This window comes from Petrotoga sp. 9PW.55.5.1 (genome assembly GCF_003265365.1).
Lineage (GTDB): Bacteria > Thermotogota > Thermotogae > Petrotogales > Petrotogaceae > Petrotoga.
The window spans coordinates 83,252-100,303 of sequence record NZ_AUPM01000010.1 but is presented as its reverse complement, the minus strand read 5'-3'; the positions used below and the strand labels follow the sequence as shown (position 1 = coordinate 100,303).

Here is a 17,052-nt window from a genome sequence, read left to right as displayed (position 1 = left end):
AAGAGCTCCTTGTAGTTTTAATTATTCTCTATACTCTTTAACTTGTATTTTTCCTTCTATTACCCCCTGCTGAATTTCTAATATTTTATTCACTGTTTCTACAGGAAGTATTTGATAAGTATATTCATCTATAGCTAATCCAACAGCACCTTCCTTTAAACCAAATCTATATAAAGTTCCAGGTTTATAATTTTCTTCTACTATATCTTTAAAAACAACTTCGATAGATTTCCCCACTTCTTTTAAATCACTGGTGATAACATGTCCAGGAGCTAAAGAATTCTGATTAGTATCAACCCCAATGGCATATTTTCCTACTTCTTGAGCAGCTTGTAAAACTCCAACCCCTGTTAAACTTGCGATTTGAAATATAATATCTACCCCTTGAGAGTAGAGTTGCAAAGCCGCTTGTTTCCCTTTTACTGGGTCATCCCAAGTACCAACATATATAGTTTTGACTTGAATTTCTGGATCAACATATTTTGCTCCTTGCTCGTATCCATATACAAAAGACCTAATTACTATATCGTCGTCACCGCCTACAGCTCCTATCAATTTGTCTGGATTTATTCCAGGTAGTTCTGTCATAGTTGTTACCAATCCAGCTACCACACCAGTCATAAATGCTCCTTCTTCCTCTATGTAATCTACATTTGAAATAATTCCTCTAGAGTCTTCAACCACAGTGTCTATGTTAATAAAAATCTTATTTGGAAACATCTCGGCTACAGTTTTCAATTCTTCTTCAAAACCATATGAAATAACAAATACAACGTCAGCCCATCTTGCCGCATTCATCAAGCTGGGATAATACAAAGAAGGATCAAAGTTACATTCAATTACCCTTGTTTCTACACCATAATTATTTTTCAGATTCTGAATACCTTCATATCCTGAATCATAGAAAGATTGGTCACCTAACGAACCGTTTATTACGTAAGCTACTTTTTTAGGTGCTGCAAAAATCGTGAAAGAAAGGATTACAACTAAGATAAAAATAAATACATACTTTTTCATACTTTTCACCTCTTATATAATATTGTATTTTTAAATTTATTCAAAAATATCTCTCCTCTTCTAATCTTCACTAATTCTGAATTTTTAAATCTTTGAAATTTTAATTTGCCATTCCACTAAATCACTTATCTTTATAGTGGAGAAAAACGGTAAATATGTTTTCAATGTATCTTTTAGAGGTTCAGACCAATACGTCGGAATATTTTCTTTACCATAAATAATCCCCAAAATTGTTCCAATTTCACCTGCGTTACAATCTACATCGTATCCAAAAGATGATACTATCTTCATGGTTTTATCAAAATTCCCGCCGCCATACCATAACGAAGTAATAACTGATGCGGTATTTGGATATAAATGCACCCAGTTGTATTTTTCAAAGTCTTTTTCTACTATCCTTAATACAGACACCCACTCTTTATTCTCCCGACAATATTTTACTACATTTTCTACAATTTTTTTGAATTCGCTGTTGTTTGGTATGAAATCTAAAGATTTTTGAATAATTTTTTTAGGATCATTCTCAATAAATGCCAAAGAAGTCATAACTGCACTGTGTATACCCCCATAAACACCATTACCACTATGAGAAACCTGGGAATCAATGAAAGCTAACCTTGAAGCTTCATAAGGATTCCCAGGGCACACTAATCCATGAACCATACACCGCATTTGAGCTCCTATCCACTCTTGAAAAGGGTTGTTGAAATATCCTGATTCAGGAGGAAATATCCCTCTTTTTATATTTTCAAGAGCTATCAATTCAGCGCTCCAACCAAAAGGTATATATGCTATCCAATTCCTGGCAATATCCTTTGAGGCAATTTCTTGCTTTTTCTCCTCGTAGGTTTTTAAAAAAATTAGTTCATAGTTTACATCATCGTTTATAGTAGAAACTTCTCCTATGTAATATCCTAACTGATTTCCATAAGCTTTTTCTAAAGCATCGTGTGTATAACCTTCCAGCCTTGTACCCATGGATGCACCTGCAAGTTGCCCTAACCAACCACCATAAATTTTATCTTTTATAATATCAAAATTCTCACGCAAACTATACTTTTCTTTAGGAAATTTCTTGGAAATTTCTTCCCAGGTTAACGGTCTTTCATATTTGGTATAACTATGACCCTTTATACTTTCAGCCTTAGACAACAAAGAGAAAATCTCACTTGTAATAGCCTTTAATTGTGAAAAATCTTTCTTACTTAAATATTCAAATCCTTTTTCCAAAAGTAATTCTGCTTGTGAAACATCTTTACCCATATTTTCAACAGACTGAACAGCTCCTACTATAAGAGATTCTGGAGCAGAAGAACCCGGGACTCTACTATCCCAATAGGACAATAATAAATCTTCTGGAAATATATTCAATTCTCCCATTTGTTGCCAATCTTGAGATTTAGAAATTAATGGTTTCGCATTTTTTCTTCTTTCTAATTCATTTTTCCACGCCTTCAATCTATTCACCTCCTATTTGATAAGTTTGATAATTTAGTTGCATTCTTGACATTTTTTTCTTAATTAGTAAATCTAGCACTTTTATCGAATTATTGGTTCTTATTGATTTGTATTGATTTTTCAAATTCAACTCCTAGTTAATTATTAGTTAATAAGTATAGTTTATTTACTAATCTATTTATAAACTTATTGATTCAAAAAGTCAATGCTTAAATTACCTGATTACAATTAATTATTCCTAGTTAAGGGAATTTATGTTCAGTAATTATAAATATTCGTATTTTTGGTAAAAAATATTAATTTATAATAATAACTTCTATTCTTCAAATCAAAAATATTTTGATGATATGGGCTCAAGATTTTTTCATTATAGTGATATACAGAAATTTTTAGTAAAATTATAAGTTATTATTCAAATAAATTAATGAAATATTTTTTTAGGAATTACTTGATAATCGGGTTTAATCAACTTTATTTCCCTATAATTGACGCTATTCATTCATAATCAAGTTTGACTCTTTAAAATTAATATAGTAAAATTATAAACATAGAATTTAATTTCATGTAAAATTAAAATATTGGCTGAAGTATAAATAGAGAAGCCTGAAAGTAATTGGTCTTTATATGAACGGATAACTATTTCGGGCTTTTTTGTTAAAATATTTTATTTTAAATTACATAATTACTATAAAAAGTTGGAGGTGTAAAAAAATGAAAAAAGTATTATCATTGGTATTTGTTTTAACTTTAGTTTTGAGTGTATTTTCCATTACAATTACTATGACCGCTGGAGCAGTTGGTACAGAACTTCAAACACTGATAGAACAAGTTAACATGTTCATGGAAGAAAACCCAGATGTGACAGTACAGATATTACCAATGCCTAACAGCGCAACTGACAGGCATGATCTTTACGTAACTTATCTGGCTTCTGGTACTCCAGACCCCGATGTTTTACAGTTAGACGTTATTTGGCCTGCAGAATTTGCTCCATTCTTAGTTGATCTAACAGATGATTATGATTACTTTGAACTTGATGAATTCTTCCCAGGTACAGTTGATACAAATACCTATCAAGGTCAATTAGTTGCAGTTCCATGGTTTACTGATGCTGGTATATTGTATTATAGAAAAGACCTATTAGAAAAATACGGTTATGAAGTTCCTGAAACATGGGATGATTTGTTCACAGCAGCAAAAGATATTTCTGAAATGGAAGGAATTAATGGTTTTGTATGGCAAGGTGCCCAATATGAAGGTTTAACATGCAACTTTATGGAATTTGTTCATAGTTTTGGTGGAGAAATTATGGAAGATGGAAAAGTTGTTGTTGATGATCCTAAATATTATGAAAAGAATATTGCTGCATTGACTTATATGGACAAATTGATTGAAGAAGGCGTAACACCAAGAGGAGTAACAACATATATGGAAGAAGAAGCAAGAAGAATCTTCCAAAATGGTGATGCTGTATTTATGAGAAATTGGCCTTATGCATGGCCTTTAGCAAACGCTGAAAATTCTCCTATAAAGGGTAAAGTTGGAATAACCGTTTTACCAAAAGGTCCTGGACCTGATGGAAGGAATTCAGCTACATTGGGTGGGTGGAATCTTGGCATAAACGCTAACTCATCACCAGCTGAAATAGAAGCATCTAAGAGGTTAATTAAATTCTTAACAAGTCATGAACAACAAGTTTACAAAGCTGTACATGCCGGTCAAACGCCCACAAGAGTTGAGGCATACCAAGACCCTAGAACTATAGAAGCAAACGACTTTTATGCTGATATTTTAGATGTTTTCTTAAATGCTGAACCAAGACCAGCTTCTCCAATTTACAGTGAAATTTCTTATCAAATTTATTCCACTGTACATCAAGTTCTAGTAGGAAGTTTGGAACCAAAGAGAGCTATCGACAATTTAGCGGCTAATTTGAAGGCATTAACTGAATAATAGGTTCCTAATAATAAAAACCCGTTTTTTTGAATTGCACCATGTCAAGTAGACACAAAAATTAATAAAAAACTATATACACTTGGATGCTTGGTTTCTGAACTCAACAGGAGCCAAGCATCCAAGTTTTTTCTGCGGTTCAATTCCCCTTGAAGGGGTGGATGCAGCGTTTTGTGCTACAGACGGGGTAGTCACTCTAATTCCCCTTCCTCGAAGGGGTGGATGCAGCGTTTTATGCTGCAGACGGGGTAGTCACTCTAATTCCCCTTCTTAGAAGGGGAATTAAAACCAAAAATCTCTCAAGAGGGGAATTCTTTTCTATTACTCTTGGCTTAATAATTTTGGAGGATATCCTATTTCTTCTAGTAAGTTTTGTATTTTTTCTGGCGATTCATTTGTTTCAACCTCAACTGTCTTATTTTCCAAGTTAACTTTGAAATTACTTACACTCCCTGAAAATTTTAGTTGTTTTTCTATATTCATCTTACAATGGTTACAAGACATATCTGGCACATCGAAAATATATTTCATTTTCTCACCTCCATTTTGAATTTGTTAAGAATATTTTTTAGTTATTCTACTTGAGTTGTAAATTACATTTATGGAACTAAATAACATAGCTATTTCTGCAATTGCTGGATGAAGCAGACCTGTCATAGCTAACGGGATAGCAACAACGTTATAAAAGAAAGCCCAGAATAAATTTTGTTTTATTTTACTAAAAGTTATTTTCGAAATATTTATCGCATCTATCACTTTTGAAATTTCTCCTTCGGTTATTATAACGTCAGCAGATTCAATTGCTAAGTCAGTTCCTGTTCCTATTGCTATTCCCATTTCTGAAGATTTTAATGCTGCAGCGTCATTTATTCCATCTCCTATCATACACACTTTTTTTCCTTCAATTTGATATTTTCTTACTATATTCACTTTTTCTTGAGGTGTTATATTCGCATAAATTTTATCTATTCCAACGTTTTTTGCGACAGTTTTCGCCGTATTTTCGTTATCTCCAGTAACCATTACAGGCTCTATTTTCATTTCTTTTAATTTGTTAATGGCTTCAAAAGAATCTTGTTTTATTTCATCAGTAATTCTAATATATCCTATAACCTGTTTATTTTTTAAAATTTCAACGACTGTTTCACCATTTAACATAAATTGCCCGTATTCTTTTTTATTTTCCGTTTTTCCTATATAATATTCATCTTTTTTGAATGTTCCTTTTATCCCCATTCCGGTTATTTCTTCTATATCTTGAATTTCTATATTTTGCTTTTTTGAATTTTTTTCTGTGTACTCAACTATTGCTTTTGCTAAGGGATGAGTTGAGTTTTTTTCAATTTCCGCAACTATTGTCATAATTTCTCCATCTAAATTATGGTCAACAACGGTGGGGTTCCCTTTGGTTATAGTTCCTGTTTTATCCAAAAGTATTACATTTATATCTTTCGCCATCTGAATGGCCTCTCCATTTTTTATTATAAGACCTTTTTTTGCTGATACTGAACTAGCTGCAACTAGCGCCATTGGTGTTGCAAGCCCTAAAGCACATGGACATGCTATTACTAACGTTGCAACAAAAGAGAATATTGCCATTGATAAGGGACTAACATTGGTTAATACCCAGGGTAATATATTTGAAGCATTCATCAAAAATGGTTGAAAATTTTCGTAATTAAAATACCATAATAGCCCGCTTAGAACCGCCAAAGAAAATACTATGGGTATAAAAACCAAAGTTATTCTATCGGCAAGTGCTGTATAGGGACTTTAGAGGATTGTGCTTCTTCTACTAATTTTATCATCTGGTTTATAAAAGTATCTTCTCCTACTTTTTCTACTTTAACTTTTATTAGGCCTGATTCTAATATACTTCCACTAACTACTTCTTCTCCCGAACTTTTATGTCTTGGAACAGGTTCTCCACTTATCATTGATTCGTTTATAGACCCTTCCCCTTCTACAATAGTACCATCTAAAGGTATCTTTTCACCCGGTCTTACTAGGACCATGTTTCCCTGCTTAACAGTTTCTATTGGTAATTCTACAATACCTCCATCTGTAATTACATTTGCTTTTTCTACTTTCATCGAAAGTAAAAGTTTTATTTCTTTGGAGGCATTGTGCTTCATTCTAGATTCTATATATCTGCCTATTAGGTTTAATGTTATTAGCATTGCTGCTATAGTACCAAAGGATAATATATCTAAACCTATAATAGCTAAGATTGTGGTAGCCCAGGCTGATAATGCCCCGAGACTGACAAGAGTATCCATATTGGTGTGGAGATGAGATAAAGCTATCCACGCACTTTTTAACGTTTTTCTGCCTGGAATAAATATTACTAAAGCAGAACCTATTAATTCTATAAAATGCATAAAAGGGACTGCGATTCCACTCATATTTATAATCATTAAAACCATTAGTGGAATAGTGATAACAAGTGAAAGATACATGTCTTTTCTTGCTTCTTCAAATCTCTTTTCTATAAGATCTTCTGTAGGCATTTCTTCTGATACTTTGTAGCCAACGTTTTCTACAGCTTCCTTAATTTTACTCATAGGGATTTTTTCATCGGATATTACAATCGCTTTTTCCGTTGCCAAATTAACGGATACGTATTTTATACCATCTAATTTATTTAAGGCTCTTTCTACGTTTTTTACACATGTGGCACATGTCATCCCTTGAACACTGAAAGTAATTTTGTTTTCTTTATTTTCTTCTGAAATATTTTTATCTAAAGTTAGTGTGTTTTCATTTTTCTTGCTCAAATTAAGTTCACCTCGCTGTCTTAAGTTTTTTTCAGATAGTCGAATATTTCTTCCAATTCTTCCAATTTTTGATTTATTTCATTTTGATCTTTGGAAGTTGTTGCGTCTTTTACACAAGTTTCTAGATGTTTTTTTAATAATTCAGAGTGAGCATTTTTCAAAAGTGAAATTGTTGCCAAGATTTGTTTGGAAATATCTATACAGTATCTTTCATTTTCTATCATTTTTATTGCTGCATCGATTTGTCCTCTGGCAGTTTTCAACTTTCTCAATGTTTTTTCATGTTTCATGTATACAATGCACCTCCTAAAAATTTCCGAAATTATAACCACCCCACATAGGGAGGGTACTATTATTATAAACTCTTTTTATTAAGAAAAAAATAAAAAAATATTAAAAAAGCGGCTCTTTTAAAAAAGCCGCTGATGTTAGTTAGTTATATTTATTCAACTCGTAATATTTCAACATTTACAGATTTTACTCCATTACTCGTATTTGTACCAAACAATTCGTTTAATGCTGTGACTAACTTTCCTTCAATTTCTTCAGTTATTCCATTTTTCGTAAAATCTTCTATTTTATAAGTAGATAATATAAGCCTAAAAGTGTCAAATACCCTTGAAAAAGAATTTTCTACTCGCTCTTTCATTTGGGAGTTTGCAACAGTTAATGAAAATTCAGAAACAATTACTCGATTATTCAAATTTATCCTAACAGGATACGCTCCTTTTATGATTTCTACTTTTAGTTCTACGGGAGATTCAGTTTCTATATATCTAATTTCTGGTTCTAACGCACCATAAAACTTTATTTCAGTTTTACCTAGAAAATCGGGGTTACTGGGATTATTTTTTATTGAGTATACATCTACTTCGCCATTTTCAAATCTTACATAAAGATAACCATTGGCAATTTTTATACCGTTTATTCCTGGTAAATCAAGATTTCTCAAAATTCTTGGCGAAGAAAGATTACTTATGTCTGCTATATCAAGACTTTTCTGATAGTTTAAAATGTATAAGTAATTATCGTGCTTAATTACGTCTGTTACATTACCTGTAATTTCTATTGTTGAAATCTCTTTTGGGTTACTTGGATCGGTTACTTCGTAAATTGTTACTCCCATCTGACCACTAGGAGAGTAAAGGTATACCTTTTCTTGAGATAATGGCCCGGTTGAAAAATTAATTTCAGAGTAAGAACTACCTCCTTTTTGATCTTTGGCAACGATTCTTAATGTGTAATTTTTATCCATTATTAAGTTATTATATTCATAGAAATATGTTTGAAGATTTTCTGCAATAAGTTGTTCTTGATCTGATTCATCTACAAGGTATAGATCAAATAACAAGGAATCTCCGTCAGGATCTTCTGTTTGCCAAACAAAATATATCTTGTTTTCGGTAATTTCCTGATTTTTAATTGGCGATAAAATTACCGGTTTGTTTGGTGGGGTGTTTTTTTGAAAATAATAAGAACCCGAAAAATCATAAACTTTTTTCTCTTTTACAAGTGCAAACTTTAAGTCTATCCCTTCTACTGGAATTGAACTTAAAATAATTACATTTTGAGTATATGTTTCAAATGGTTCATAAATGCCAGAATTATTTTTTCTATAGATTAAATATTGGTCGTATTCGCTTGGAAGAGTTATATATAAATCATTATTTTCCCAACGGTAACTTACCTTATATTCTAAAGGAGTTTTTGATAATTTAACATTGTCAAGTGTTTTATCCTCATTCATAAATAATTCGGGTTGACTGTAATAATAATATGCGTTACCAGAGTTATCGATTGCAGATATATTTAACTGATAACTTCCTTCTTCAATAGAGTTTAACTCTATTTTTTCACCCAATGGGAAAGTTGCTTCATAGGTGTTTTCTCCTACTAATTGAACCTTGATCTGGTTGTATGGTTCTTTTACATCTTCTGTTTCAATAATTTCATAGTTTATCAATAAATTATATTTTTGATTAAAGAACAAAACAGAAAATAAGATTACTATCCCTAATATAATTATTGCTGCGATAGTGAATATCATGATCATTCTTTCTCGATTTTGTGGTGATTTTTGTTCTTGATTGTTTATTAAACTTTCATATTCTATCGTGTTGTTATTTTTATTTTCTTGATCCTTCTGATCAGCCATTTTTAACCCTCCATAATATGTTTCTTTTAAAATATATTAGGATCATATGAGAAAATTTTTTTATACATTTCAATATACTTTGCTATAGATATAGCCTCTGGTCTAGTGGTTGGTTCAATACTCAATTCCTTTAAAAGGCAATCCGGATCACTTATTACTGATTTTAGATTGTTTTTTATTGTTTTCCTTCTACTTGAGAAACACTGATGCACAAATTTCATAAAACTTTTTGGTTCAATTTCATTTATATACCTTTCAGTGGCAATAAACTTTAAAACAACTGAATCAACTTGCGGTATGGGGATGAAATTGCTTTTTGAAACATCCATTATTTTTTCTACCTTACAATAAATTTGAACGAAGACACTTAACGGACTATAATCTTTTTTTGATGTTGCCATTAATCTCTCAGCATATTCTTTTTGGAACATAAAGATTGCAAAATCAAATTTAGGCGATTCTTGAAATATTTTTTCTAATATTTTGGACGATATATAATAGGGTATATTGGCTACGTACTTTAACTTTTCAATATTTTTATACTTTGATAGGTCACTTCCTAAAAAATCTTCGAAATATATTTCCACATTTTCAAAGTTCATAAATCTTTCTTCTAAAAGAGGCCTTAGTCTTTCGTCTATTTCATAAGATATAACTCTTTTTGATCTCTTTGCAATTTCTTCTGTTAAAACCCCATTCCCAGTACCAATCTCAATTATAGTATCGTCTTTGGTAATTTGAGCTCTTTTTGCTATTTCTGATGCTATCCTAGAGTTATTTAAGAAATTTTGACCTAAACTTTTTTTTAATTTTATATCGTATTTTTTGAGCCATTCAGATGTTTTCAATAAAATTCCGCTCCATCAAAAAATTAAAACAATCCAGAAACATTATTATAAGTATTCAATCCTGAATTTACAAAATCCATAAATATTTTAACTGTGCTCATAACTTCAACAATGCTTTTTAGAGCGTTTTTTGGCACATATATTATGTCTTTTGGTTTAACTTCTGGATTCATCCCTGTTTTTACGGGAGAAGCCTTTATTATGCCAGATAGATCAAGGGTGATAGGAGGATTCTCTGGCCCTTCCTTAAAAAGATATACCGTCGATAGTTGTGCTGAGTTTGAGGCATTCCCGGCTTTAAGTATCGCATCTAAGACAGTCATTCCGGAATTGTATTCAACTAATCCTGGTCTTACAACTTCTCCAAAAACATATACGACCTGTTCTTCCAAAGGTGGAATATATACAATGGATCCAGGCTCGACTAATACATTTCTCAATGAGTCTATGTTTTTAATATCAACCTTTTTTTCTTCGTTTGCCTGATTGTATATAAAGATACTTTGCTGGTGTTTCCAATCAATTTGAGCTTGAGAGAGAATTTCGACCAAGTTCAAGGGGATTTCAGCTTTGATACTTTTTGGTGAACTTATATTTCCCAGAACCGCTATGAAAGATCCACTAGCTTCTGGCTGAACAACAACATACGAACCTTTTGGTATCTCCAACATCATATTGTCCAATAATTCATCGGAAGTAATAGTTTTTAACTTTTCATTGTCCTTGTAAATTGCAATTGTTCCTTTGTCAACAGGAGAAAAGCCACCAACTGTAGAATATACATCGATGAGCCTGACATTTCTTTGTTGAATTGTTTGAGTATTTCCAGCTTTATATACTATTACTTGGTTGGGAGATACTTTTGAGATTTCTATAAAAACTTTGCCTTCTAAAGGTATGTTTTTTAAAGTTTCTGATTCCATAGCATTAACTTTACCATTTTTATTTGAGATTTGATATCTAACTTCGTAAGATTCATCAAGATTATATGGCAATAATAACTCGTATAAATTTTGACCTTGTGTGTATTCTAATAAATCTGGAAACTCTCCAAAAACGTATGCCATTCTTATTTCAGTATCAGCAATTATTGTTGAACCAGGTGATACTTCAATATCTTTTAAACTACTTAAATTATTTGTATCAACTTTTATGGTTTTACTTAAACCAGTATCGTTAATAATTATTAAATTTCCTGAAAAATCTTGACTGAATCCTTTCACCATTCCTATGAGTTTATCCATTGTAATCTTTTCGGTGGGTAAGAATCCAATTTTTCCACTAGTATTGAAAGCACCAGATGTGTATACATAGTTTCTTTTTAGAGATACTTCCACAAAATCACCTTTTGAAAGCTGTGAATTTAATGTATACAATTTATTATTTACTCTTATTTCATCGATATTATCCTGACTAATTCCAACTTTTGTTAATAACGTTCTAACATCCATTTTTTCATCTTTTTCAAAGTCAACCCTTTTAGATACTTCTTGTGAATTAATATATACATAATTTTGATATTCATTAATAACTACTGTGTCTCCTGAGTTAAGTAGAAATTCCTCTCCTTTTGAAATATTATCTATTGATACAGTATATGTTTTCCCGTTTCTTATTACAGATATAATATCATCTATTTTGTTTATTTGAACGTTGAGAGAAGAAATTAAGGTTTTTAAAGTTAAACCTTCATAATAGTCTAAAGAAGTAGAACCAAAATCTGAGAATACTAGTACCTGATTTGTATAGCTTTGAGGTATTATAATTGTGTCTCCAGATTTTAAGTAATAATCCTGTTCTTTTAAAACTGTTTCAAAAGGGATTTCTTCAATTTTTGAATCTCTAATTACTACAATTTCTTTATCAATTTTGTTAGTAGGAATATTCATGGATGATATCACAGATTTCAAAGTAAGCCCTTCATGATAATCCATAGAAGCTGTACCAAAATTCGAAAAAACGGTTATTTTATTTGTGTAATCATACGGAAAAAGCACAAAATAATCTTCATAAATTATGGGATCTTCAGATTTTTCACCGCTTTTTAACCATTCTATACTTACTTTTTGTTCCACACCATCCGGGGATTTTATAATCGCATAAGAAGATTTTGTTATATCCCTTATTCCGCCCGCCAAACCTATTAAATCAGAAAGTTTAATTTGTTCTGTTTTTATATCAATTACCCCGTTAACGTTGGTATTTCCTAAGACTGTTACTGAGAAAGGAGCATAATTGAGAATACCTACCGTTACTTTATTCGTTTTTAAATAATTTTCCATCTTTAAAGATATCTCGCTTTCAAGATCATCCAAGGTTCTTCCTTCCGCTTTTATCCTTCCTATTGGAGGAACTGTTATGTTCCCGTTTGGTCCAACAATTAAATTCGTTACAGAATATTCAGGGTATCCTAAAACCCAAACTCCCAAAACATCTCCTATTCTAACACTATATGACAAAGAAATAAGAGGTAGTAATAAAAACAAAAACACAATACTATAAAATCTGCTTTTTTTCATTTTAATCCTCCCCACTTTATTTTTAATATAAATTATTAAATTTTGATCATTTTTTCTATTAATTCTAATTCCTGTGAATCAAAACCATTTATTTTTAGTTGGTTTACCGCTTCCCTTGCAACTTGAACATTACCAACTTTTAAGGCTGCTTTTGATTTTATAATTAGAAAATCTATTTTATTTTTATTCTCTTCTGGTTCTAATAATTCTAAAATTTTTGCATACTGGTGAGTTTTATAAAGTGAAAGAGCTATATAAAGTTTTATTTCATCTAATTCTAACCCTTTCTCTACAGCTATTTCAAAAAATGTAAGTGCTTTTAAATAATCTTCTCTCAACATGTAGCCAACTCCAATATTATGATAAAAAATGACTTCTTCAGGCATATGAGATAATGCTTTTTTGTAATATTCAGTAGCATCAATATAATTACCTGATACAAGCATTTCGTTCGCTTTTTGGTTGTAATAATAAGCAATATCTTTATTCGTTTGAATCACCTTCCGTGTAATAAAAAAGTGTATCTACCAAAGTATTTTCTTGCAATAATAGAACAACACTCACTGGGTTTATGGCGGGTATTATTGGAGGAAATAAATCATATTCTAGATAATCAATAGGTTTGTAAGCGTTATCAAGATAATCTTTTAAATATTTTTCTTGACTTATATCTATAATAGAACCACCACTCATGAAAGCTAAATAACTTAAATCTTCATTAACTTCTTTTCCTTCTACTAAGTGGAAAAGAGAGCTGCTTGATAAAATAAAAGGAATAGTTTTTTCAGGACTTAATTCAACATTCAATTCCCCATGTGTAATTATATTAGAATCAGTGTTTATTTGAGGAACATGAATTTGAAAAAGATCGTTTATATCATATTCATAATTTTCTGTTACAGAGTATTGCCTATAGTAGTTAAACGGAACTCTTCCACCAGAATCCATTACATAAATATTTTTTGTTAAAAATTCCATTTTCTGACCAATAACATCACTAATTTTAACTTTCAAAGTCACTTTTCTTTTGTTTTTATCATAGTTTAAACCATAAAGATTCAAGATATAAAGATTATTATGTGAATCTGCTTCAAGTCTTTGAAGGTAGATCTCATTATTTTTTAAATCAGAAATAATAAACATGCCATTTTCTACCTTTATTCTTCCTCTAAAATTGTCATTATCAAAAGAGCCGATAACTTCACTAAGAAGATGTAAATTATTTTCTTCATCTAGAATTTCTATTCCATCTTCAACAGAAGAAATTAAAATCCTTCCATTAGGCAAAACTTCTAATGAGAAATAAGTTTTCTTAGGAAGCTTAATTATCTCTACAATTTCATTTTTTAATATATTAAAATTAATAATAGATGAACTTTCATACTCTAAAAGATATAGGCTATTCAACCAAAGTGCGCCATCCATAAACGTATAGTCATGATCAAAAGTTTTTCGTTGAAGAATTTCACCGTTGTATCCAATAAGATCTATTTGATTATTATATGGATCGTATCCAACTAATCTACCTGCATTATCTACGCCATAAATTACAAAAGGAAATCCTTCTATTAAAACGTTCAATTCGTTTTCTATATTCCTATCTAAATTTGTAGCTGTAAAGGTGTCATTGACTTTTATTTCTTTTTTCACATTAGATGAATAACTATCAAAATAATAAATTCCATCATTTGCTGATAAATACAATCTGTTTAAATTTTTATCAGAAGCAATAGAATAAAAAGATTTATTTTCGTCTAATTTAAGCCATTTTTCGTACTGTGTATCCGTTTTGAAAACTAAATGATTTTTAGAATCTAATATGTATAGATTGGAGTTAATTATCTCAAAATCTACCGGTGAAAAAAACCTCTCAAATGAATTGTCTACCCCAGATACCTTTTCCAACTGAACAAAATTAATAGTGGAAGGTCTTGATATAGAAAAAGTTTTCATATTATCAATAAAATTCAATAAAGTATTAGCTTCTTCATTGACAGTAGAAAAAAGTAGAGCATTATCCAAAGCTATTATCGCTCTATCTATCATCCCCAGTTGAAGATCCAGCTTTGCCGCATAATACCAAAATATTGGAATATCTGTAATATAGATTTCTCCAGTCATAGCTTGATTCAACATGGCTCTAGCTTCGTATTTTTCTCCATCAAATAACAATCTTAGACTCTCACCAAAAAATCTTCTTGAATCCAATTCACTTTGGGATAGTTCTTGAGAAAATAACCCCGTATTAATTATTAGAAGAAATATAAGAACGAGCAAAAAAAAATTTCTCATTTAATTTCTTTCCACCTTTTTAACATAGCAACAATATCTGTTTTGTTTTCGGTTTTTGATAATAATCTTTTTACGTTTGATCTATGTTTAAATAAACTCATCAAAAACAAGATAGAATAAATAAAACCAATTTTAGGATCTACAAAATAGCTGAAAATAGCTACAAAAAATAATCCAGAAAGGGACGCTAAAGAAACGTATTTTGTAGTTAGTTCAATCGGAAACCATATTAATAGAAATATTAAACCCAATATCGGCGTTAAAGCAAAGAATCCCCCTAATGTTGAAGCTACTCCTTTCCCCCCTTTAAATTTTAAAAAAATAGAATAATCGTGGCCTAAAACTACTAATAAAACAGCAAGGAGTGGAACCCATAAATCAACGCCAAATAATGATCTAGTTATTAAAACAGGAACAAAAGCTTTTAGAAAATCTAAAGCTATCGATAAAGCACCCCATTTGGGTCCAAGAGTCCTTAAAACATTTGTGCCTCCAACATTTCCACTTCCTTTTTTTCTAATATCTATGCCTTTACTCCAAGGTATCAAAAAACTAAATGGAATAGAACCAAATAAATAACAAATTACCAAAACAGTAATAATCATTGGTTTTCCCCCTTAAGCAAGAACTAGTCTAAAATTAATTTTTATATAATTTTTTGCTTTTTCGACTTTTGATTACTTCTTTCCTCAAACTTCAAAAATATCGGAGAACCAATAAAAGGATCTATATAATTCCTTATCATATTTCTTAATCCCTGTTGATAAAATTTAGGGATATCATTAGGTAAATTAGTGTAAAAGACAAATACGGGTGGTTTAGTACCAACCTGGGTTGCATAGTAAAATTTTATCCTTTTACCTCTCTTGATAGGTGGAGGAGTTACCAAAGTATATTTTTCCAGAGCCGCATTAAGAGCACTAGTCGGAATTCTTTTGTTTCTTGATTTTTCTACCTCGTCTATTGCCGCTAAAAGTTCTTCAATTCCCCATTTTTTTACGGCAGAAGTAAATATCAAAGGACTATATTTTACGAAATACAATTCTTTATCAAAATATTTAAAAAATTCTTCCTTTCTTTTTTGATTGTGCCTTAATAGATCCCACTTATTGAAGACAACAATTATTCCCTTCCCTTTATTTTCTGCAACACCAATAATACTCTTATCCTGATGAGTTATACCTTCTGTTGCATCAACCACCAATATTACAACATCTGATTTTTCTATCGCTTTGATAGTTCTTGTTATAGAAAACATTTCTATACTACCATATTGTACGGTACTTTTCTTTCTCATCCCAGCAGTATCGATAAATCTAAAATTTTTCTCATCTATTTTTACTTGATGATCAACTGCATCCCTAGTGGTTCCTGGTATTTCTGATACAATCGTTCTATCTAAACCAACTATATCGTTAAAAATTGAGGATTTTCCAACATTAGGACGCCCGATTATTACTACTTTTACTTCATCTTCGCTTTCCTGACTTTCTTCGTAAAACTCTTTGTTTTTTAGAAAATCATTTTTTAGTGCTTTAACTATTTCATCTTTTAAAGAATGCATATTCCTGTTATGTTCAGCTGAAACCGGGATTCCTTCACCAAATCCAAGAGAATAAATATCAGGTTTTACTTCAAACTCAAACCTTTCAAAATTCTCCGCCTTGTTTATCACTAATAAAATTTTTGAATTAGCTTTCCTTAAATAATCAGCAATATAATAATCTTCTGATGTAAGACCATTTCTACCATCGATTACAAACAATACCAAAGCAACATTTTCTAAACTCTCAAAAATTATTTTTTTCTGTCTTTCTTCGATTGTATCTTCAGGTCTTTCAAATATACCACAAGTGTCAATCAACGTAAATTTTACATTGTCCCATTCACTAATTCCATATATATTATCTCTTGTTACCCCCGGCATATCATGAACAATTGACTTCCTTTCTCCAATGATTCTATTAAATAATGTTGACTTGCCAACATTAGGTTTGCCAACTATTAATACTATAGGTCTTTCCAATATGTTT

12 protein-coding genes and 1 pseudogene are annotated in these 17,052 nt (G+C 30.9%); 1 reads left to right on the top strand and 12 read right to left on the bottom strand.

Going from position 1 to position 17,052, the window contains the following annotated elements:
* Window positions 1-21 precede the first annotated feature (21 nt).
* Both PW5551_RS01760 and PW5551_RS01755 read right to left on the bottom strand, forming a co-directional pair.
* On the bottom strand, window positions 22-1,017 hold the full coding sequence (locus tag PW5551_RS01760) for a BMP family ABC transporter substrate-binding protein (protein ID WP_113073947.1): 996 nt from the start codon (window positions 1,015-1,017) through the stop codon (window positions 22-24).
* An 84-nt stretch (window positions 1,018-1,101) separates the two neighbouring features.
* Window positions 1,102-2,475, bottom strand: a complete 1,374-nt coding sequence (locus PW5551_RS01755) for an ADP-ribosylglycohydrolase family protein (protein ID WP_113073945.1) — start codon at window positions 2,473-2,475, stop codon at window positions 1,102-1,104.
* Window positions 2,476-3,186: 711 nt separating this feature from the next.
* Here PW5551_RS01755 and PW5551_RS01750 point away from each other — a divergent pair.
* Window positions 3,187-4,428 carry an ABC transporter substrate-binding protein gene (locus tag PW5551_RS01750; RefSeq protein ID WP_113073943.1) on the top strand — a complete coding sequence of 414 codons (1,242 nt, stop codon included), beginning with the start codon at window positions 3,187-3,189 and terminating at the stop codon, window positions 4,426-4,428.
* 321 nt (window positions 4,429-4,749) lie between these two features.
* Here PW5551_RS01750 and PW5551_RS01745 read toward each other — a convergent pair whose 3' ends face one another.
* The 10 genes and pseudogenes from PW5551_RS01745 to der form a co-directional block, all read right to left on the bottom strand.
* The gene (locus PW5551_RS01745) at window positions 4,750-4,959 is read right to left on the bottom strand and encodes a heavy-metal-associated domain-containing protein (RefSeq protein WP_113073941.1); all 210 of its coding nucleotides are present in this window, start codon (window positions 4,957-4,959) and stop codon (window positions 4,750-4,752) included.
* Window positions 4,960-4,983: 24 nt separating this feature from the next.
* Window positions 4,984-7,115 (bottom strand): annotated as a pseudogene (locus tag PW5551_RS01740) (heavy metal translocating P-type ATPase).
* 110 nt (window positions 7,116-7,225) lie between these two features.
* Window positions 7,226-7,495 (bottom strand): metal-sensing transcriptional repressor, encoded by a 270-nt coding sequence (locus tag PW5551_RS01735; protein ID WP_113073939.1) that lies wholly within the window; start codon window positions 7,493-7,495, stop codon window positions 7,226-7,228.
* A 152-nt stretch (window positions 7,496-7,647) separates the two neighbouring features.
* The gene (locus PW5551_RS01730; protein WP_113073936.1) at window positions 7,648-9,360 is read right to left on the bottom strand and encodes a beta-propeller domain-containing protein; all 1,713 of its coding nucleotides are present in this window, start codon (window positions 9,358-9,360) and stop codon (window positions 7,648-7,650) included.
* Window positions 9,361-9,386: 26 nt separating this feature from the next.
* Window positions 9,387-10,208, bottom strand: coding sequence for a 16S rRNA (adenine(1518)-N(6)/adenine(1519)-N(6))-dimethyltransferase RsmA (gene rsmA / locus PW5551_RS01725; protein ID WP_113073933.1), 822 nt, complete (start codon window positions 10,206-10,208; stop codon window positions 9,387-9,389).
* A 23-nt stretch (window positions 10,209-10,231) separates the two neighbouring features.
* On the bottom strand, window positions 10,232-12,727 hold the full coding sequence (locus tag PW5551_RS01720; RefSeq protein WP_113073930.1) for a polysaccharide biosynthesis/export family protein: 2,496 nt from the start codon (window positions 12,725-12,727) through the stop codon (window positions 10,232-10,234).
* A gap of 35 nt (window positions 12,728-12,762) precedes the next feature.
* Window positions 12,763-13,227 (bottom strand): hypothetical protein, encoded by a 465-nt coding sequence (locus PW5551_RS01715; protein WP_113073928.1) that lies wholly within the window; start codon window positions 13,225-13,227, stop codon window positions 12,763-12,765.
* On the bottom strand, window positions 13,211-15,019 hold the full coding sequence (locus PW5551_RS01710) for a hypothetical protein (protein WP_113073926.1): 1,809 nt from the start codon (window positions 15,017-15,019) through the stop codon (window positions 13,211-13,213). The genes PW5551_RS01715 and PW5551_RS01710 overlap by 17 nt, the downstream gene beginning before the upstream one ends.
* The gene (gene plsY, locus PW5551_RS01705) at window positions 15,016-15,624 is read right to left on the bottom strand and encodes a glycerol-3-phosphate 1-O-acyltransferase PlsY (protein ID WP_113073924.1); all 609 of its coding nucleotides are present in this window, start codon (window positions 15,622-15,624) and stop codon (window positions 15,016-15,018) included. The genes PW5551_RS01710 and plsY overlap by 4 nt, the downstream gene beginning before the upstream one ends.
* A gap of 41 nt (window positions 15,625-15,665) precedes the next feature.
* A complete protein-coding gene (gene der, locus PW5551_RS01700) occupies window positions 15,666-17,045 on the bottom strand; it encodes a ribosome biogenesis GTPase Der (protein ID WP_113073922.1) in 1,380 nt (459 codons plus the stop codon).
* Window positions 17,046-17,052 lie beyond the last annotated feature (7 nt).